The organism is Nonomuraea sp. NPDC050328 (assembly GCF_044459405.1).
GTDB lineage: Bacteria > Actinomycetota > Actinomycetes > Streptosporangiales > Streptosporangiaceae > Nonomuraea.
The window spans coordinates 1-18988 of the sequence record NZ_JBITIW010000008.1; the positions used below are offsets into that span (position 1 = coordinate 1).

Here is an 18988-nt window from a genome sequence, read left to right on the forward strand (position 1 = left end):
GCCCGGCGCGCGCCGTACCTCGCCCATCCGGCGGGCCACCCGGGGGGGGGTGCCTACTACGGCGTTGCCCGCGGCCTTGCGGACGGCGCGGGGGGCGCCGTCCGCGCCGACCACGTAGCGGGCCTGGACCTCCTCGCCGCCGACGGTGAGGGTGACGTGCGTGGGGTGCTGGACCAGGCCGGTGACCTCGGCGCCGCGCCGGATCCGCGCCCCGAGCCGGGTGGCGCGGTCGGCGAAGACCTGCTCGGCGTGGGCCTGCGGGCTGCCCACGATGGACGGCCCGTCGGTGGCGACCGCGCCCAGGTCGAGCCCGAACATGCCGGAGAAGTGGAAGCGCTGGCTGCCGTAGGTCGGCCAGCCCGTCTCCTCCAGCAGGCCACGCCGCAGCAGGCTCTGCGCGGTCCTGGCGTGCAGGGTGCCCGCCTTGGACTCCCCGGTCGGTACGGCAAGCCGCTCGAACACCACCGGCCGCACCCCCTGCAGGGCGAGTTCGGCGGCGAGCAGCATCCCCACGGGCCCGCCGCCCGCGATGGCGACGTCGATCATGCCGACACCAGCACCGGCTCGGCCGGCGCGCTCTTCCTGGCGAAGGTGAGCGACACCAGGCTCCCGGCGAGGATGCCCGCGGCGGTCAGGAACAGCGCCAGCCGGACCCCGCCGGCCAGCTCCGCCCCGGGCGCGGCCTCGCCGATGCCGCCGGCGGCGACCAGCACGGCCAGGCCCAGCGCCGAGCCGACCTGGAGCGCGGTGGAGGCCATGCCGGAGGCGACGCCCTGTTCGCCCGCGGCGACCCCGGTGGCCGAGGCGATCCACATCCCGGTCCAGGTGAAGCCCTGGCTGACGCTCAGGACGAGCACGCCGGGCAGGATGCTCCAGTAGGAGCTGTCGGCCAGCACGCCGAGGGCGAGCACCGCCGAGCCGAGCGCGCCGCCGACCGTGCCGGCCAGCAGGAGCGTGCGCATGCCGAGCCGGCCGGCCAGCCGCCCGCCGAGCTGCGTGCCGATCATGATGAGCAGCGAGGGCACCAGGAAGGCCAGGCCGGTGGTGATGGCGCCGTAGCCCAGGACGTTCTGGAAGTAGATGGTCAGGAAGTACGGCTGGGCGTTGAAGGTGGCGCCGAAGATGAGGATGACCAGGATGGCCGGCCGCAGGCTGCGGTTGGCCAGCAGGCTCAGCGGCATGAGCGGGTCACGGCTGGCCCGCTCGACGGCGACGAACGCGCCGAGCAGGATCGCCGCGGCGGCGAAGGCGCCCAGGACGAGCGGCGAGCCCCAGCCGGACTCCGGGCCCTGGATCAGCGCGAAGGCCAGCAGCGTGACGCCGCCGGTGGCCAGCACCGCGCCCGGCAGGTCGAAGCGGCGGCCGCGCTCGCGGGGCGCGTCGGCCGGGAGCAGCCGGTAGGCGGCGGCGATGGCGAGCACGGCCAGCGGCACGTTCACGAAGAACACGCCCTCCCAGCCCCACCAGCCGGTGAGCAGCCCGCCCAGCAGCGAGCCGATCGCCAGGCCGCTGGCGCCGGCGCCGCTCCACACCGACAGGGCCCGGTTGCGTGCGCTGCCCTCGGCGAACAGGGTGTTCACCAGGGAGAGCGTGGCCGGGAAGAGCAGCGCGCCGCCCAGTCCCTGCACCGCGCGGGCCGCGACCAGCAGTTCCTGGCCGGTGGCCAGCCCGCCGGCCAGCGAGGAGCCGGCGAACAGGGCCATGGCCAGGACGAACATCCGGCGGCGGCCCAGCAGGTCGGCCGCCCGGCCGCCCAGCAGCAGGAACCCGCCGTAGGTCACCGCGTAGGCGCTGGCCACCCATTGCAACGTCTGGGGTGAGAAGCCGAGGTCGGCGGCTATGTCGGGCAGGGCGACGATCACGATGTAGAAGTCGAGGGCGGTGATGAGCTGGGAGAGGGCCAGCAGGGCCAGCACCCAGCCCTTGCGTTGCGCGGTCACGAGGGTCCTTACGTCAGTACGGTAAACACGAACAGTTCGTGATTCTCGTATTATCGAACCAATCTCGTCAAGCCGCATAGGATGGCTCCATGGCGCTCCACCCCACTCGCGACCAGATCGACCTGATCGACGTGCTCGCCGCGCTCGGCCACCCCATCCGCGCCCGCATGGTCCGCGCGCTCGCCTCCGGCGAGGAGATGGCCTGCGGCCTGGTCATGCCGGAGGTCCCCAAGTCCACCCAGACCGGCCACTGGCGCGTGCTGCGCGAGAGCGGCCTGGTCTGGGAGCGCAGCCAGGGCCGCAACAACTTCAAGCGGCTGCGCCTGGACGACATCAACGCCCGCTTCCCCGGCCTACTGGACCTGGTCTTCGCCGAGGACCGCGAACTCACCGGCCCCTGATCGCCGCCCGATCGGTCCTTGATCGACGGGGCGCGCCACGCCGCCTTACCCGCCCAAGCGAAGCCGATAGTTACCGGCGAGTAGCATGGAGGGGAAAGCTTCCATCCAGCGAGGAGCGAAAGAGTGCCTTCCTCTCGTGACGTCGTGTTCGTCGACGGCGTACGCACGCCTTTCGGCAGGTCGGGCCCGAAGGGGCAGTACGCGGAGACGCGGGCCGACGACATGGTCGTGCGGGTGATCCGTGAGCTGATGCGGCGCAACCCGAACCTGCCGCCCGAGCGGGTGGACGAGGTCGCCATCGCGGCCACCACCCAGATCGGCGACCAGGGCCTGACCATCGGCCGCAGCGCCGCGGTCCTGGCCGGGCTGCCCAAGAGCGTGCCCGGCTACGCCATCGACCGCATGTGCGCCGGGGCGATGACCGCGGTCACCAGCGTCGCGGGCGGCATCGCGTTCGGCGCCTACGACGTGGCCATCGCCGGCGGCGTCGAGCACATGGGCCGCCACCCGATGGGCGAGGGCGTCGACCCGAACCCGCGCTTCCTCGCCGACAAGCTGGTCGATCCCAGCGCGCTGGTCATGGGCATGACGGCGGAGAACCTGCACGACCGCTACCCGGGCATCACCAAGGAGCGCGCGGACGCCTACGCCGTGCTGAGCCAAGAGAAGGCCGCCAAGGCCTACGCCGACGGCAAGATCCAGCCCGACCTGGTCGAGACCGCCATCCGCACCGCCGAGCAGGGCTGGGGCCTGGCCACGGCCGACGAGTCGATGCGTCCCGGCACCACACTCGACGGCCTGGCCGCGCTGAAGACCCCGTTCCGCCCGCACGGCAACGTGACGGCGGGCAACTCCTCCGGCATCAACGACGGCGCCACCGGCTGCATCGTGGCCGAGCGGCAGGCGGCCGAGGACCTGGGCCTGACCCCGCGGATGCGCCTGGTCTCCTACGCCTTCGCCGGCGTCGACCCCGAGGTGATGGGCGTCGGCCCGATCCCGTCGACGGAGAAGGCGCTCAAGCTCGCAGGCCTGGATATTTCGGATATCGGGCTGTTCGAGATCAACGAGGCCTTCGCCGTCCAGGTGCTGGCCTTCCTGGAGCACTTCGGCCTGCCCGACGACTCCGACAAGGTCAACCAGTACGGCGGCGCCATCGCCTTCGGACACCCCCTGGCCTCCAGCGGCGTGCGGCTGATGACCCAGCTCGCCCGCCAGTTCGCCGAGCGCCCCGAGGTGCGCTACGGCATCACCACGATGTGCGTCGGCATGGGCATGGGCGGCACCGTGATCTGGGAGAACTGCGCCTTCGAGGGAGCCGCGGCATGAGCGACATCAGCGAGCTGTTCAAGGACGAGGTCGTCACCAAGGCCCTGGTCCGCGACGTGGAGCTGCCCGGCGGCGCCGGCACCATGGCGCTGATCACCCTCGACAACGGCTTCGACCACACCAAGCCCAACACCTTCGGCCCCGGCGGCCTGACGCTGCTCGCCCAGGCGCTCGACGCCATCGAGGCGCGCACCGACCTGGCCGCGGTGGGCGTGATCGGCAAGCCGTTCATCTTCGCCGTCGGCGCCGACCTCAAGGGCGCCGCCCTGGTGCGCAACCGCGACCAGGCCCTGCAGATCGGCAGGCTCGGCCACGACGTCTTCAAGCGCCTGGGCGCGCTGCAGGTGCCGACCTTCGCCTTCGTCAACGGCGCGGCCATGGGCGGCGGCCTGGAGATCGCGCTGCACTGCGCCTACCGGACCGTCTCCAGCGGCGTGCCGGCCATCGCGCTGCCCGAGTGCTTCCTCGGCCTGGTGCCCGGCTGGGGCGGCACGCAGCTCCTCCCCCGCCTGATCGGCCCGGCCAAGGCGATCAAGCTGATCATCGAGAACCCGCTGGCCCAGAACCGCATGATCAAGGGCCGCGACGCCTTCGAGCTCGGCGTCGCCGACGCGATCTTCGAGCCGGCCGACTTCCTGGAGGAGTCGCTGCGCTGGGCCTCCAAGGTCGTCCGCGGCGAGATCACGGTCGAGCGGACCCTGCCGCAGGAGGACTGGGAGAAGGTCGTCGGCGACGCCCGCTTCCTGGTCGACATGAAGCTGCGCGGCGCGGCCCCGGCCCCCTACCGTGCGCTCGACCTGATCCTGAGCGCGAAGGACGGCGTCGACTTCGACGCCGAGGACGAGGCCCTGGCCGACCTGCTCATGGGCAACGAGTTGCGCGCCGGCCTGTACGCCTTCGACCTGGTCCAGCGCCGCGCCAAGCGGCCGGCGGGCGCGCCCGACAAGGCGCTGGCCCGCAAGGTGACCAAGGTCGGCGTCGTCGGCGCGGGCCTGATGGCCTCGCAGATGGCGCTGCTGTTCGCCCGCCGCCTGGAGGTCCCGGTCGTGCTGACCGACCTCGACCAGGCCCGCCTGGACAAGGGCGTCGGCTACGTGCACGCCGAGGTCGACAAGCTGCTGGCCAAGAAGCGCATCAGCGGCGACCAGGCCAACCGGCTCAAGGGCCTGGTCACCGGGTCGCTGACCAAGGACGCCTTCGCCGACGCCGACTTTGTCATCGAGGCCGTCTTCGAGGACATGGCGGTCAAGAAGAAGGTCTTCGCCGAGGTCGAGGAGCACGTCTCGGAGACGTGCGTGCTGGCCACCAACACCTCCTCGCTCTCGCTCAGCGAGATGGGCTCGGAGCTGAAGCACCCCGAGCGGCTGGTCGGCTTCCACTTCTTCAACCCGGTCGCGGTCATGCCGCTGCTGGAGATCATCAAGGGCGCCTCTACCGACGCGGCCACCCTGGCCACCGCCTTCGCGGTCGGCAAGACGCTGAAGAAGTCCTCGGTGCTGGTCAAGGACGCGCCCGCGTTCGTGGTCAACCGGCTGCTGACCCGCTTCATGGGCGAGGTCATCGCCGCCGTGGACGAGGGCACTCCGCTGCCGGTCGCCGAGCACGCTCTCGACGACCTCGGGCTGCCGATGACCCCGTTCGCGCTGCTCCAGCTCGTCGGGCCGGCCGTCGGCCACCACGTGTCCGAGACGCTGCACGCCGCCTTCCCCGACCGCTTCGGCATCTCGGCGAACATGGCCGAGCTGGTCGCCTCCGGCAAGCCGGGCGTCTACAAGCCGGACTTCACCCTCGACGAGGAGGCGGTCGCGCTGTTCGCCGGCGGCGACCACGCCTCCACCGCCGAGCAGGTCCGGGTGCGCGTGCTGGAGGCCCTGGCCGAGGAGATCCGGCTCATGCTCGACGAGGGCGTGGTCGCGGCGGCGCAGGACATCGACCTGTGCATGATCCTCGGCGCCGGGTGGCCGTTCCACCTGGGCGGGATCACGCCCTACCTCGACCGCGCGGGCGTCGCGCAGCCGCGCTTCCTGCCGCCGGGCGTGGCCTCGCTGCCCGAGCCGAAGGCCGAAGGCGCGACGATGCCGTCGTAGTTCTCGGCGAATCGGTGCGAAAGGCCCGCCGGAGTGAACCTCCGGCGGGCCTTTGCCGTCCTGTGAGGTGTAGGACACCTGTCATCGAGTCACCGGGGGAAGACCAGACCCATGAAGATCCTCACCGTTCTCGCCATGGCCGGGGCCGTCGCCCTGGGCTCCGCCGCCCCTGCCCTGGCCGACCACCACCGGCCCGGCGCGTCCCTCAAGATCACCGTCGCGGTGGAGGGCCTGCCGGTCAAGCACGCCCGGCTCACCTGCGGCCGCGCGGGCGGCTCGCACCCGACGCCCAAGGCCGCCTGCAAGGTGCTGCGCTCGGTGCGCGGCAACCCGGCCCGGCTCACCGACCCCGGCACGATCTGCACCAAGGAGTACCGGCCGCACACAGTGACCGTCCGTGGCCGCTGGTACGGCAAGCGGGTCGACTTCACCCGCACCTTCGGCAACGGCTGCCTGATGACCGCCGAGGGGCGGGCGCTCTACAAGCTCTGACGTCTGCTCCGCCGTACTGCCAGCAGGGCGAGCCCGCCCACGGCGAGCACCCCGAGCAGGCCGGCGTACGGCGAGCGCCACCACGGCGCCTCGACCGCGGCCGCGACCGGTGACACCGGCGCGAGCGCGGCGGGCGCGGCCGGCTGGGCCGGGGCAGCGGCGGCGGGCGCCTTGCCGCCCAGGCCCGGCGGGCGGACCGCGCCCCACGGGTCCTTGCCGCCGTTGCCGTTCAGCCAGTCGGCCGCGGCGGCCTTGGCCTCGGCGGGCAGCGGCTTGGCGGTGAAGGCTCCGGGCACGGTGAGCGTGCCGAGCTCGAACGGCGCGAACCACTCCTGCACGCCGACGACCTGCCAGGTGCCCGCGGGCAGCGCGACGGCGGTGGCGTAGTGGGCGGGCTCCTTGAGCTTGACGGCGTCGAAGGCGAGGCTGCGCTTGCCGTCGGTGAAGCGCAGCCCGACCTTGAGGTCGGACTCGGCGCCGCCGTAGGGGTGGTTGCCGTGCTGCAGCAGCCACGAGCCGAGGGTGTAGGAGGTGCCCGGCTGGAAGGTCGCGGGCACCGGGTCGAGGTAGGTGACCGCCCAGCCGCCCGCCCGGGCGGGCGCCGCCAGGGCCAGCACGGGGGCGAGCAGGGCGAGGAGGACCAGCAGTCGTCTCATGCCAGGACTACACCGGCCGGCGCCCCGGGGTTCTCCGATGATGCGGCCGGAGCGGTCAGTTGCCGGAGCGGGTCAGTTGCTGGAGCGGGCCAGCACTTCCAGCGGGTCGGCCAGCATCTGCGCGAAGGCCAGTTCGGCGGCGCCCACGAGGGTGACGTCGTCGCCCAGCGCGGAGGTGCGCAGGCGCAGGCCGTCACGGGCGACGGGCAGCCCGCTGGTGTTGATCTGGCTGCGCACCTGCGCGGCGGAGCCGAGGTAGAGCTCGCGGAGCATGCCGCCGAAGATGACGATCTCGGGGTTGAAGATGTTGACCAGGTTGGCCACCCCGATGCCCAGCCAGTCGCCCACGCGGTGCACCGAGTCGCGGGCGGCGATGTCGCCCCGGTCGGCCGCGTCGACCAGGGTGCGGACCGCCTGCCGGCCGACCGCGCCGCTCTGGCCGGCGTGGTCCATCAGCGCCCGCTCGCCCACCTCGGCCTCCAGGCAGCCGCGCGAGCCGCAGCCGCACAGCCGCCCGCCCGGGTTGACGATCATGTGGCCGACCTCGCCCGAGTAGCCGTCGTGCCCGCCGAGCAGGTTGCCGCCGGCGATGATGCCGCCGCCGATGCCGACGTCGCCGTGCAGGTAGATGAGGTTGCGGCTGCCGGCGCCCACGCCCCGGCTGTGCTCGGCCAGCGCGCCCAGGTTGGCGTCGTTGCCGACGGTGACCGGCAGGCCCATGGCCAGCTTGCGGCTCAGCTCCTGGCCGAAGGGCACGTCGGCCAACGAGCCGGCCAGGTTGGGGCTGAAGTGCACCGTCCCGTCGGACTCGCGGACCGCCCCGCAGAAGGCGGCGGCGGCGCCGACGCAGATGGTGTCGGGACGGGTCTTGCGGTGCATCTGCCGGGCGAAGCCGGCCAGGGTGGCGACCACCTCGGCCAGGTCGAAGGTGCCGCGCGGCCGGACGGCCTCGCGGCGGTCGAGGACCACCCCGCCCAGCCCGACGCGGGCCGCGACCAGCCGGTCGACGCCCACGTCGAAGGCGAGCACGTAGATGCGGGCCGACTCCGGCCGCACGACCAGCGACGGACGGCCGGCGCGGCCGGTCTCCCTGGGCAGTTCCTCGCGCACCAGCCCGGCGGCGGCCAGGTCGGCGGTGAGCGCCATGATCGTGCTGCGGTTCAGCCCCATCCGGCTGGTGAGCTCGGACCGGGAGGTGGGACCGCCGAGGTGCACGTGGCGGAGCAGGGTGCCCAGGTTGTACCGGCGGATCTCCTCCTGAGAGGGACCAGCACGCATCGTTCCGTCCTTCGGGTGGTGGGAGAGGTCCACCCTATCGGTGGCCGGTGGCGGCGGCCCGCTTACGCGAAAGGGCGTCCACGCTGGCGGCCAGCAGCAGCACCGAGCCGGTGACGACGAACTTCTGGCCCGCGCCGTAGCCCATCAGGCCCATGCCGTTCTCCACCACGGCGACCACCGCGCCGCCGAGGATCGCGTCCAGCGCCCGGCCCTTGCCGCCGAACAGGCTGGTGCCGCCGATGACCGCCGCGCCCACCGAGAAGAGCAGCACGTTGCTGCCGCCGGTGTTGGGGTCCACCGACGCGGCGCGCGAGGCGGCCAGCACGCCGCCGACCGAGGCCATGAAGGAGCAGATCACGAAGCAGGCGATCTTCACCCGGTCCACCGAGATGCCCGCGCGGCGGGCCGCCTCGGCGTTGCCGCCGACCGCGTAGATGTGCCGCCCGAAGGCGGTACGGCGCAGCACGAAGGTCCACACCAGCAGGAAGAACAGGATGACCGGCACCACGATCGGCACGCCCATGAGCGGGATGAGCCGCCCGCGGTCCAGGTTGAGCACGTAGACGGCCAGCCCGATGACCAGCGCGACCGCGGCGATGCGGCCGCCGATCACCAGCGCCGGGGCGGTCGCCAGCCCCCGCCGGCTGCGGTTGCGCACCTGGACGAGCTGCACCGCGGCGTAGCCCGCCACGGCGGCGCCGGCCAGCGCCCAGCCCAGCCACGGCGGCAGGTTCTTGTTGGCGACGGCGAAGATGATCTCGTCGCGCACCGAGATGTTGGTGCCCTGCTTGAGCAGCAGCAGCACGATGCCCTGGAAGGCGATGAAGGCGGCCAGCGTCACCACGAAGGACGGGATGCCGAGTTTGGCCACCAGGGTGCCGAGGATCAGTCCGATGAAGGCGCCGGTGATCATGGCGGCCAGCACGGACAGGTACCAGGGCCAGCCCAGGTTGGTCAGCGTGATGGCCAGGATGGCCGCGCAGACGCCGCTGGCGAAGCCCGCCGACAGGTCGATCTCGCCCAGCAGCAGCACGAAGATCAGGCCCATCGCGATGACGACGTAGACCGCGCCCTGGGTGAGCAGGTTGGCGAAGTTGCCGGGCGAGAAGAAGATCGGCCGCAGCACCGAGAAGACGGCGACGAGCACGACCAGGCCGAAGATCGCCGGGAGCGCGCCCAGGTCGCCGCCGCGCACGCGTTCGACGTAGTCCTGGACGATGACCTGCGACTCGGCCTTCTTGGGCAGGGTGTCGACGCTCATGAGCCACTGCCGTTCGTCAGGCCGAGCGAGCCGCTGCGGCCGGAGGTGATCAGTTCGACGACCTGCGAGTGAGTGACCTCGGAGGCCTTGACCTGGGCCGCCATGCGACCGAGGTAGAGCGCCGCGATCCGGTCGGAGACGGCGAAGACGTCGTTGAGGTTGTGCGAGATGAGCACGACCGACAGGCCCTTGTCGGCCAGTTGCCGCACCAGTTCGAGCACCTGCGCGGTCTGGGCCACGCCGAGCGCGGCGGTCGGCTCGTCCAGGACGACGACCTTGCTGTTCCACAGCACGGCCTTGGCGATGGCCACGGTCTGCCGCTGGCCGCCGGACAGGCTGGCGACGTGCTGGCGCAGCGACTTGACGGTGCGGATCGACAGGCTCGCCAGCGTCTTGGCGGCGAGTTCCTCCATCGTCGCCTCGTCCAGGACCAGGCCGCTCTTGCGCTCCCGGCCCAGGAACATGTTCTGCACGATGTCCAGGTTGTCGCAGAGCGCCAGGTCCTGGTAGACGATCTCCACGCCGAGGGCGGCGGCGTCGCGCGGGCTGCTCACCTGCACGGGCACGCCCTCGAAGAAGTACTCGCCGGAGTCGATCGGGTAGATGCCGCCGATGCACTTCACCAGCGTGGACTTGCCGGCTCCGTTGTCGCCCACGAGGGCGGTCACCTCTCCGGGATACGCCGAGAAGGCGACGTCGTGAAGGACCTGCACGGGACCGAAGCTCTTGTCGATCCCGCGCAGCTCCAGGACCGGGGTGGTCACGGTGGGCTGCTCCTTGCAGAAGGGGGGTGCGTACGGCTACCGCCTCTTTCTACGCGGTAGCCGTACGCGGGGGAACTAGCTGATTCCGGCTTCGGTGCACTTGGCGGCGAACTCGCCGGCGCACAGCTCGTCCTTGGACACGTAGCCGTCGGCGACGACGTCCTTGACGTTGTCCTTGAAGATGGCGACGGGGGTGAGCAGGACCGCGGGGACGTCCTTGCCGGACTCGGTGTCCTTCACGGTGCCGGTCGCGGCGGGCTTGCCGCCCTTGGCCAGCTCGATCGCGAGCTTGGCGGTGGCCTCGGCCTCCTGCTTGACGGCCTTGTAGACGGTCATGCACTGGTCGCCGTTGAGGATGTTCTGCAGGCCCTGGACGGTGGCGTCCTGGCCGGTGACCGGGACCTTGCCGTTGAGGTTGTTCTTCTTCAGCACCGAGATGGCGGCGTTGCCGAGGCCGTCGTTGGCGGCCAGCACGCCGGCGATCTTCGGCTCCTTGGTGAGCTGCTGCTCGAAGATGGTGCCGGCCTGGGCGTTGTCCCAGTCGGGCACCGAGTCGTCCGGCCCGGCGACGTACTCGCCGGCGTCGAACTTGGGCTGCAGCACGCCGTCGTAGCCCTGCTTGAAGAGCGTGGCGTTGTTGTCGGTGGGCGAGCCGTTCAGCCGCGAGACGACCGGCTTGTCGGCCTTGAGGTCGGTCAGGCACTTGACCAGGCCCTCGCCCTGCAGCCGGCCGACGGCGGTGTTGTCGAAGCTGACGTAGTAGTCGGCGTTGCCGCCGAGGGTGAGGCGGTCGTAGTCGATGGTGGCGATGCCCTGGGCCTTGGCCTTGTCGAGGACGGCCTTGCCGGTGCCGCTGTCGAGGTTGACGATGGCGAGCACGGTGACACCGCCGGTGATCATCTGGTCGGCGATGGTCTGGAAGGCGGCCTTGTCACCCTGGGCGTTCTGGATGTCGTACTCGACGCCCGCGGCCTTGAAGGCCTCCTCCAGGTACTTGCGGTCGGCGGTCTCCCAGCGGGCGCTCGACTTGCTGTCCGGGAGGATGACGCCGATCTTGCCGGCCTTGCCCGCGGCCGGCGCCGAGGCGGCCGGTGAGGTGCCGGTGCCGGCGGTGGTCTCACCGCTTTCGCCCCCGCAGGCGGTGAGACCGAGGGAGAGCGCCACCAGGGCGGCGCCGGTTGTGAAGATCCCCTTGCGCATGACGCGTGGGCCTTTCTCATGGGGGGTGAATGTTGTTTGGCACAACGTAATTCTCGCCCACGAGAGATGCCAGACACAGGACTGTAACGTTTGTTGTCCGGAGGAACTTATCGGCCGAGCACTCTGCTGTGGTGGCGGCCGTACACGAAGTAGATCGCGATGCCGATCACCATCCAGACCAGGAAGCGCAGCCAGGTCTCCACCGGCAGGTTGAGCATCAGGTAGAGGCAGGCCAGCATCGACAGCACCGGGATGAACGGCACCAACGGGGTGCGGAAGGCGCGCGGCAGGTCCGGGCGGGTCCGGCGGAGCACGATCACGCCGAGCGAGACGACCACGAAGGCGAACAGCGTGCCGATGTTGACCAGCTCGGCCAGCGCGCCCAGCGAGATGAACCCGGCCAGCACCATCGAGACCGCGCCGACCAGCAGCGTGGCGCGCGCCGGCGTGCCGTACTTGGGATGCACCCGGGCCAGCGAGCGCGGCAGCAGCCCGTCGCGGCTCATCGCGAACAGCACCCGGGTCTGGCCCAGCAGCAGGATCATCACCACGGTGGTCAGACCGGCGATGGCGCCCAGGCTGATCAGCGAGGCGATCCACGGCTGCCCGACCGAGGTGAACGCGTCGGCCAGCGGCGCCTCCTCGCTGAGCTGGGTGTAGGGCTGCATGCCCACCACCACCAGCGACACCGCGACGTAGAGGAGCGTGCAGATCAGCAGCGAGCCGATGATGCCGCGCGGCAGGTCGCGCTGCGGCTCGATGGTCTCCTCCGCGGCGGTGGCGACGATGTCGAAGCCGATGAAGGCGAAGAAGACGATGGCCGCGGCCGAGAAGATGCCGATCACGCCGAAGGCCACCGGGCTGATGCCGAAGAGCACCTGGATCAGCGGCGCCTGCAACCCGCTGCCCGGCGGCAACGGCTGCGCCGGCGGGATGAACGGCGTGTAGTTGGCGCCCTTGATGAAGAACAGCCCCGCCAGGATGACGAGCAGCACCACCGCCACCTTGATCACCACGATGACCAGGTTGACGCGCGAGGACAGCTTGATCCCGGCCACCAGGACCAGCGTCAGCAGCGCCACCACCGCCATCGCGGGCAGGTTGATGAAACCGGTCTCCGCGCTGGCGATCACGTCGGGCAGGTGGATGCCCGCGGTGCCCAGCAGCGAGTTGAGGTAGCCCGACCAGCCGACCGCCACCACCGCCGCCGCCAGGGCCATCTCCAGCATCAGGTCCCAGCCGATGATCCAGGCCGGGAACTCGCCGAGCGTGGCGAAGGAGAAGGTGTAGGCCGACCCGGCCACCGGCACCGTCGAGGCGAACTCGGCGTAGCAGAGTGCCGCCAGCGCGCACACCACGCCCGCGACCAGGAACGACACGGCCACCGCCGGGCCGGCCGTGTCCTTGGCCACCTGGCCGGTGAGCACGAAGATGCCGGTGCCGATGATCACGCCGATGCCGAAGACCGTCAGGTCGACGGCGGACAGGCGCTTGTGCAGCCGGTGTTCCGGCTCCTCGGTGTCGCGAATCGACTGTTCGACACTCTTGGTGCGAAAAAGACTCCGGGTGCGAAAGGTCTCCACGTTGTGATGCTGCCCACACTTGCGGTGATCATGCGCCTCCTCCCTCCGGCCGGTCGGTCTCAGGGACATCCCAGGGACAACCCCCGATGACCTGGCCCTTTCCCCGGCGGCAGGCTGGGATGATGCTCATCGACCTGCTCGACCTCCTCGCCCGGCAGGAGGCGGGCGTGGTGTGGCCGCTGCTGCTGGCCTTCCTCACGCTCGACGCCTCCGTCGGCGTCGGGCTGGTCATCCCCGGCGACGGCCTGCTCCTGGTCGCCGGGACGACCGCCGACAGCCCCTGGGAGGTCGCCGGCCTGACCCTCGCCGGGGTGAGTGCCTGCTTCCTGGGCGCGAGCGCGGGTCACTGGCTCGGCCGCCGGTACGGCAGGCGGCTGCGCGAGGGCCGCCTGGGCCGCCGGGTGGGCGAGGAGCGCTGGGCGCAGGCCGAGTCCCTGTTCGCCCGCAGCGGCTGGGCGGTCGCCCTGGCGTACTTCCTGCCGGTGGTCCACGCCCTGACGCCCGCGGTCGCCGGCATGCTCGGCGTCCCCTACCGCCGCTTCCTGCCCTGGGCGATGGCCGGGGCGGTGAGCTGGGTCGGCGCCTACCTCACCCTCGGCGCCGCCGCCGGGCAGGTCGTCCGCGAGCACGCCGAGCTGCTCATCCCGGTGCTCGGCACGGTCGTCCTGGTCATCACCGCCGGCTCGCTGCTGGCCCGCCGCGTCTTCAGGGTACGGCGAGCCGCCGGCCCGCGCCGAGGCTGATGTCCTTAACTGACAGAGAACTGTCGTTGCCGTCATTCGCTCCGTTCGGCGAGAATATCCGCATGTCAGCCGCACACCGCGTGGTCATCACGCTCTTCCCGCACGTCGATCTGCTCGACGTGACCGGCCCGGCCGAGGTCTTCGCCCTGGCCAACCGGGTGAGCGGGCGCCCGCTGTACGACGTGCGGCTGGCCGGGCCCGAGGGCGGCACGGTGACCACCTCGGCCGGCGTCCGGATCCTCGCCGACCTGCGGTTCGACGAGGTCGGCGACCAGGTCGACACCCTGCTAGTCCCGGGTGCCGTGGAGCTCACCGGGTCGGGACCGCGGGCGCTCAGCGCTCCCGAGGTCGTGGCCTGGGTGCGCCGGACCGCCCCGCTGGCCCGGCGGGTGGCCTCGGTGTGCGTCGGCGCGCACATCCTGGCCGACGCCGGGCTGCTGGACGGGCTGACCGCCACCACGCACTGGTCCACGGCCGCACAACTGGCGGCCGAGCATCCCGAGGTGACCGTCGACCCCGACCCGATCTTCGTGCGCTCCAGCGGGCGGGTCTGGACCGGGGCGGGCATCAGCACCTGCCTCGACCTCAGCCTGGCGCTGGTGGCCGAGGACCACGGCGAGGAACTGGCCCTCGGTGTGGCGCGCGAGCTGGTGATCTACCTCAAGCGCCAGGGCGGCCAGAGCCAGTTCAGCGTGCCGCTCGCGCAGGCCCCCTCCGGGCGGCGGGGCATCGACGAGCTGCGGTTGTGGATCGCCGAGCATCTCGCCGAGGAGCTCACCCCGGTCGAGCTCGCCGCCCGGATGGGGCTCAGCCAGCGGCAGTTCGCCCGGGTCTTCCGGCAGCAGACCGGGACGACTCCGGGTGCCTACATCGAGACGGCCCGGGTGGAGGTGGCCCGGCGGCTGCTGGAGACCACCGACCTGCCGCTGGAGCGGGTGGCGGCCGACAGCGGGCTCGGCTCGGTGGAGACGCTGCACCGGGCCTTCCGCCGCCGCCTCGGCACCGGGCCGGGCACCTACCGCCGCCGCTTCCGCACCATCCCCGTCTGACCCGGCCCCTCTTCTCCCGCTCGTTCTTCAGCCGCCCCGCGGCGGCGCGAGCCTGCCCTTCCATCGAAAGGAACCACCATGACCGGCACCGTCTCACCCACCCTCCGCGAGGTCGTCGGCCTGCCCGCCGAGCTGCCCAGCCTGGCCGGGGCCACCCTCGTCCTCATCGACTACCAGAACACCTACCGCACCGGCGTCATGGCCCTGCCCGACGCCGAGCGGGCACTCGAGGCCGGGGCGCGGCTGCTGGAGCGGGCCCGTGCCGCCGGGGCCCGCGTCGTGCACGTCGTCAACGACGGCGGGCCCGGCTCGCCGTACGACATCCGGGCCGAGATCGGCTCGATCAGCCCGCAGGTCGCCCCGCGCGACGGCGAGCCGGTCGTCGTCAAGACCTTCCCCAACGCCTTCCACGAGACCGAGCTGCTGGAGGTGCTCAAGGGCCTGGACGCCGGGCCCGACCTGGTGCTGGCCGGGTTCATGACGCACATGTGCGTCAGCTTCACCGCGCAGGGCGCCTTCAACCTCGGCTACCGGCCCACGGTCGTGGCCGACGCCTGCGCCACCCGGCCGCTGGCCCGGCACGGCGGTGGCGCGGTCAGCGCCGAGGCGCTGCACGACGCCGCGCTGGTCACCATCGGCGACCTGTTCGGCCTGGTCGCGGCCACGGCCGACGACCTGCCCGCCTGAGCGAGGGCGCGCCGTTGACAATAGGCAAGTGAATGCCTGCATAATGGAGAGGTGGCCGCCATCGATGCGATTTTCAAAGCGCTCGCCGATCCGACCAGGCGACTCCTGCTCGACCGGCTACGGGAGCACAACGGCCAGACGCTGAACGAACTCAGCGCCCGGCTCGGGATGACCCGGCAGGCGGCGACCCAGCACCTCGACGTGCTGGTCGCCGCCGGCCTCGTCACCGTCGTCCGGCGGGGCCGCGAACGGCTGCACTACCTGAACCCGGCACCGATCAACGAGATCCAGGAACGCTGGATTTCCGGCTTCGACCAGCCCCGGCTGCGAGCCCTCGGCGCCATCAAACGCCAGGCAGAGGAGTACGCCATGACCACCGAGACCAGCACCTTGCCCAGCTACGTCTACGTCACCTACATCCGCGCGAGCGCCGAGCAGGTGTGGAAGGCCCTGACCGACGCCGACCTGACCGCCCGGTACTGGGCACACGCCAACATCTCCGACTGGCAGGAAGGCTCGACCTGGGAGCACCGGCGGGCCGACGAGTCCGGCCACCTCGACATCATCGGGAAGGTGCTGACGACCGACCCGCCCCACAGCCTGGTCGTCACCTTCGAGGACGACCTGGAGGCGCGGCGCGACCCGTCGGTCGTGACCTTCCTGATCGAGCCGCACGAGGACATCGTCCGGCTCACCGTCACGCACGAGAACCTGCCGAACGTCGAGATGTTCAACGGCATCTCCAAGGGCTGGCCCGCCGTCCTGTCCAACCTCAAGTCGCTGCTGGAGACGGGCGACGTGCTGCCTCAGGCGCCCTGGGAGATGGACGACCAGAACGCCTGACCACCGCGTCTTCGATCAGCGAAGGGAGCAGACATGCTGGAGCAGGCTTTCCGGGCTCTGCTGGAGGCCGCCGCCGAGGCGGACGCGGCAGGATTCCCGGGCCCGGCGCCCTCGGACGGCGGGTGGAACGCGGAGCAGATCCTGGCGCACGTGTCGCTGGTCACCGCCACCACCCTCACCACCGCCTCCGCCATCGCCTCGGGGACCGGGGCCGTCTACGACAACCGCGTCGCGCTCGACCTCTGGACCATCGACCGCCTGATCGACCGCTCCGGCGGCGGGACCGGCTTGACCGAGCGGCTCCGCGCCCAGGGCGCCGCGCTCTGCGCCCTCACCACCGGGGCCGCGCTGACCCCGGCCGAGCTCGACACCCAGGTCCCCACCCTGTTGCTGTCCGACGGGAAGGTGCTGGTGGACCAGCTCATGCCGCTGCGTGACCTGCTCACCGGGCTGGCCGAGGTGGAACTCCCCACCCACACCCGCCAACTCCTCACCCTCCGGTAAACGGACTACGGCGGGCCCCTCGGTTAGAGGGAGCCCGCCGGTAACCGGCGTACGGCGGGCCCCTCGATTAGAGGGAGCCCGCCGTACGCCGTTCCACTTGTACGGCGGGCGGCCCCTTAAAGGACGGCCCGCCGCCCGCCGTTTCACCTATGCGGCGAGAACCCCAGCATCAGGCCCATGCCCCAGTACGGCGCCCCGCCCCCTACGGCGAAACTACCGAGGAGCATCAATAGGCGCAGACCGCCGAGCAACCGCCTCAGTGATCTCCCGAGCCAAATCCTGCCCAGTAAGCCCGATCTGCCCCAGAATCGCCGCCCGCTTCGCATGATCCAGGAACCGCTGCGGAATCCCGAACGTCCGCACCGGCACGTCCACATCCGCATCCCGCAACATCCGCGCGACCGCGTCGCCGACGCCCCCGACCCGCCCGTTGTCCTCGACCACCGCGACCAGCTTGTGCGCCCCCGCCGCCAGCACCAGCGCCGGGTCGAGCGGCTTGACCCACCGGGGGTCGACCACGGTCGCCGAGATGCCCTGCGCGTCGAGCAGCACGGCCGCCTCCATCGCCGCGTGCGCCATCGGCCCCACGGCGACCAGCAGCACGTCGGGGTCGCCGGCGCGCAGCACGTCCATCTCGCCGAGCTTGCCGACCGCCTCCAGCGTCTCGGCGACCGGCCCCTTGGGGAAGCGCAGCACGGTCGGCACGTCCTTGGCGACGGCCTCGCGCAGCAGTTCGCGCACCCGCTCGCCGTCCCGCGGCACCGCGATCTCCAGCCCGGGGACGACCTGGAGGATCGACAGGTCCCACATGCCGTTGTGCGAGGCGCCGTCGTCGCCGGTGACGCCGGCGCGGTCGAGCACCACGGTGACCGGCAGCTTGTGCAGGGCCACGTCCATCAGGAGCTGGTCGAAGGCCCGGTTGAGGAAGGTGGCGTAGACCGCGACGACCGGGTGGAGCCCGCCGAGGGCCAGGCCGGCGGCGCTGGTCAGCGCGTGCTGCTCGGCGATGCCGACGTCGAAGATGCGCTCGGGGTAGGCGGCGGCGAACTCGTTGAGCCCGGTCGGGTGCAGCATCGCCGCGGTGATCGCGACGAGGTCCTCGCGGTCGCGGCCGAGCTTGACGAGTTCCTCGCTGAAGACGTTGGTCCAGATGCGGCCCTTGGGCTTCTCCAGGCCGGTGGCGCGGTCGAAGGCGCCGGGCGAGTGGAACTGGTCTTCCTCGTGGTTCTCCGCGGGGGCGTAGCCGCGGCCCTTCTGGGTGAGGGTGTGCACGATCACCGGGCCGCCGAAGTCGCGGGCCTTGCGCAGGGCCGCCTCCATCGCCTGCTCGTCGTGGCCGTCGATGGGCCCGACGTACTTCAGGCCGAGGTCCTCGAACATCACCTGCGGCGAGACGATGTCCTTGACGCCCTTCTTGAACCCGTGGAGCGCGTCGTAGACCAGCGGGACGTTCTCCAGCTTGCCCTTGAAGTACTCCAGCATGTCCTCATAGCGGCGGGTGACGCGCAGCGAGGCGAGGTGGCGGCCGAGCCCGCCGATGGTCGGCGAGTAGGAGCGGCCGTTGTCGTTGACGACGATGACGACCCGCAGGTCGTCGGTCTCGGCGATGTTGTTGAGCGCCTCCCAGGCCATGCCGCCGGTCAGGGCGCCGTCGCCGATGACGGCGACCACCGTGCGCTCGTCGTCGCCGCGCAGCCGGAAGGCCTTGGCCAGGCCGTCGGCGTAGGACAGCGCGGTGGAGGCGTGGGAGTTCTCCACGAAGTCGTGCTCGGACTCGGCCTGGCTCGGGTAGCCGGACAGGCCGCCCTCCTGCTTGAGGCGGTCCCAGCCGGTGGTGCGTCCGGTGAGCATCTTGTGCACGTACGCCTGGTGGCCGGTGTCCCAGATGATCGGGTCGCGCGGCGAGTCGAAGACCCGGTGGAGCGCGATGGTCAGCTCCACCACGCCGAGGTTGGGGCCGAGGTGGCCGCCGGTCCTGGCGCACGAGTCGACGAGCAGGTCGCGTATCTCCGCCGCGAGTGTCGCGAGCTCCTCCACGTCGAGCCGTTTGACGTCGTGCGGCCCCCGGACAGAGGCAAGCAAGTCGCTCACGGATAGGTCCCCTCCTGCTAGCCGACACCCAGAGTCTAGTTCGTGGAGGGGCCGGGACCCCACTTGACCGGACTTAACGAGCG

General features: G+C 71.5%; 18 protein-coding genes. 9 read left to right on the forward strand and 9 right to left on the reverse strand.

Annotated features, from left to right (window positions below; genetic code table 11):
- Positions 1-546 (reverse strand): FAD-dependent monooxygenase (locus tag ACIBG7_RS27595; protein WP_397338137.1); only part of this gene is annotated, 546 nt, incomplete at its 3' end.
- Positions 543-1940 carry an MFS transporter gene (locus ACIBG7_RS27600; protein ID WP_357921229.1) on the reverse strand — a complete coding sequence of 466 codons (1398 nt, stop codon included), beginning with the start codon at positions 1938-1940 and terminating at the stop codon, positions 543-545. The genes ACIBG7_RS27595 and ACIBG7_RS27600, both read right to left, overlap by 4 nt.
- Before the next feature lie 89 nt (positions 1941-2029).
- Between ACIBG7_RS27600 and ACIBG7_RS27605 the strand changes: the two genes are divergently transcribed.
- The 4 genes from ACIBG7_RS27605 to ACIBG7_RS27620 all read left to right on the forward strand — a co-directional run bounded on the left by ACIBG7_RS27605 (position 2030) and on the right by ACIBG7_RS27620 (position 6246).
- Positions 2030-2341 (forward strand): helix-turn-helix domain-containing protein, encoded by a 312-nt coding sequence (locus ACIBG7_RS27605; protein WP_357921232.1) that lies wholly within the window; start codon positions 2030-2032, stop codon positions 2339-2341.
- A gap of 123 nt (positions 2342-2464) precedes the next feature.
- Positions 2465-3667 (forward strand): thiolase family protein, encoded by a 1203-nt coding sequence (locus ACIBG7_RS27610; RefSeq protein WP_397338138.1) that lies wholly within the window; start codon positions 2465-2467, stop codon positions 3665-3667.
- A complete protein-coding gene (locus tag ACIBG7_RS27615; protein ID WP_397338139.1) occupies positions 3664-5754 on the forward strand; it encodes a 3-hydroxyacyl-CoA dehydrogenase NAD-binding domain-containing protein in 2091 nt (696 codons plus the stop codon). The genes ACIBG7_RS27610 and ACIBG7_RS27615 overlap by 4 nt, the downstream gene beginning before the upstream one ends.
- A gap of 111 nt (positions 5755-5865) precedes the next feature.
- On the forward strand, positions 5866-6246 hold the full coding sequence (locus ACIBG7_RS27620; RefSeq protein ID WP_357921241.1) for an SSI family serine proteinase inhibitor: 381 nt from the start codon (positions 5866-5868) through the stop codon (positions 6244-6246).
- On the opposite strand, the gene ACIBG7_RS27625 is transcribed toward ACIBG7_RS27620, so the two are convergent.
- The 6 genes from ACIBG7_RS27625 to ACIBG7_RS27650 all read right to left on the reverse strand — a co-directional run bounded on the left by ACIBG7_RS27625 (position 6234) and on the right by ACIBG7_RS27650 (position 12988).
- A complete protein-coding gene (locus tag ACIBG7_RS27625; protein WP_397338140.1) occupies positions 6234-6902 on the reverse strand; it encodes a hypothetical protein in 669 nt (222 codons plus the stop codon). The two genes, ACIBG7_RS27620 and ACIBG7_RS27625, sit on opposite strands and share 13 nt — an antisense overlap.
- Positions 6903-6974: 72 nt before the next feature.
- Positions 6975-8180, reverse strand: a complete 1206-nt coding sequence (locus tag ACIBG7_RS27630; RefSeq protein WP_397338141.1) for an ROK family protein — start codon at positions 8178-8180, stop codon at positions 6975-6977.
- A gap of 34 nt (positions 8181-8214) precedes the next feature.
- Positions 8215-9441 (reverse strand): ABC transporter permease, encoded by a 1227-nt coding sequence (locus tag ACIBG7_RS27635; RefSeq protein WP_357921250.1) that lies wholly within the window; start codon positions 9439-9441, stop codon positions 8215-8217.
- Entirely contained in the window at positions 9438-10205 is a 768-nt protein-coding gene (locus ACIBG7_RS27640) for an ATP-binding cassette domain-containing protein (protein ID WP_357921253.1), read from the reverse strand. The genes ACIBG7_RS27635 and ACIBG7_RS27640 overlap by 4 nt, the downstream gene beginning before the upstream one ends.
- Before the next feature lie 75 nt (positions 10206-10280).
- Entirely contained in the window at positions 10281-11405 is a 1125-nt protein-coding gene (locus tag ACIBG7_RS27645) for a substrate-binding domain-containing protein (RefSeq protein WP_357921256.1), read from the reverse strand.
- Between the two features lie 107 nt (positions 11406-11512).
- Positions 11513-12988, reverse strand: coding sequence for an amino acid permease (locus tag ACIBG7_RS27650; RefSeq protein WP_357921259.1), 1476 nt, complete (start codon positions 12986-12988; stop codon positions 11513-11515).
- 86 nt (positions 12989-13074) lie between these two features.
- Between ACIBG7_RS27650 and ACIBG7_RS27655 the strand changes: the two genes are divergently transcribed.
- The 5 genes from ACIBG7_RS27655 to ACIBG7_RS27675 all read left to right on the forward strand — a co-directional run bounded on the left by ACIBG7_RS27655 (position 13075) and on the right by ACIBG7_RS27675 (position 16814).
- Positions 13075-13731 (forward strand): VTT domain-containing protein, encoded by a 657-nt coding sequence (locus ACIBG7_RS27655; RefSeq protein WP_357921262.1) that lies wholly within the window; start codon positions 13075-13077, stop codon positions 13729-13731.
- A 62-nt stretch (positions 13732-13793) separates the two neighbouring features.
- Positions 13794-14780 (forward strand): GlxA family transcriptional regulator, encoded by a 987-nt coding sequence (locus tag ACIBG7_RS27660; protein ID WP_357921265.1) that lies wholly within the window; start codon positions 13794-13796, stop codon positions 14778-14780.
- 78 nt (positions 14781-14858) lie between these two features.
- On the forward strand, positions 14859-15467 hold the full coding sequence (locus tag ACIBG7_RS27665) for a cysteine hydrolase family protein (RefSeq protein WP_357921267.1): 609 nt from the start codon (positions 14859-14861) through the stop codon (positions 15465-15467).
- A 51-nt stretch (positions 15468-15518) separates the two neighbouring features.
- Positions 15519-16310, forward strand: a complete 792-nt coding sequence (locus ACIBG7_RS27670; RefSeq protein ID WP_397338142.1) for an ArsR/SmtB family transcription factor — start codon at positions 15519-15521, stop codon at positions 16308-16310.
- A gap of 33 nt (positions 16311-16343) precedes the next feature.
- Entirely contained in the window at positions 16344-16814 is a 471-nt protein-coding gene (locus ACIBG7_RS27675; RefSeq protein ID WP_357921272.1) for a hypothetical protein, read from the forward strand.
- A gap of 213 nt (positions 16815-17027) precedes the next feature.
- Here the strand turns inward: ACIBG7_RS27675 and dxs are convergent, their stop codons facing one another.
- Positions 17028-18905, reverse strand: coding sequence for a 1-deoxy-D-xylulose-5-phosphate synthase (gene dxs / locus ACIBG7_RS27680; RefSeq protein WP_397338143.1), 1878 nt, complete (start codon positions 18903-18905; stop codon positions 17028-17030).
- Positions 18906-18988: the final 83 nt, after the last annotated feature.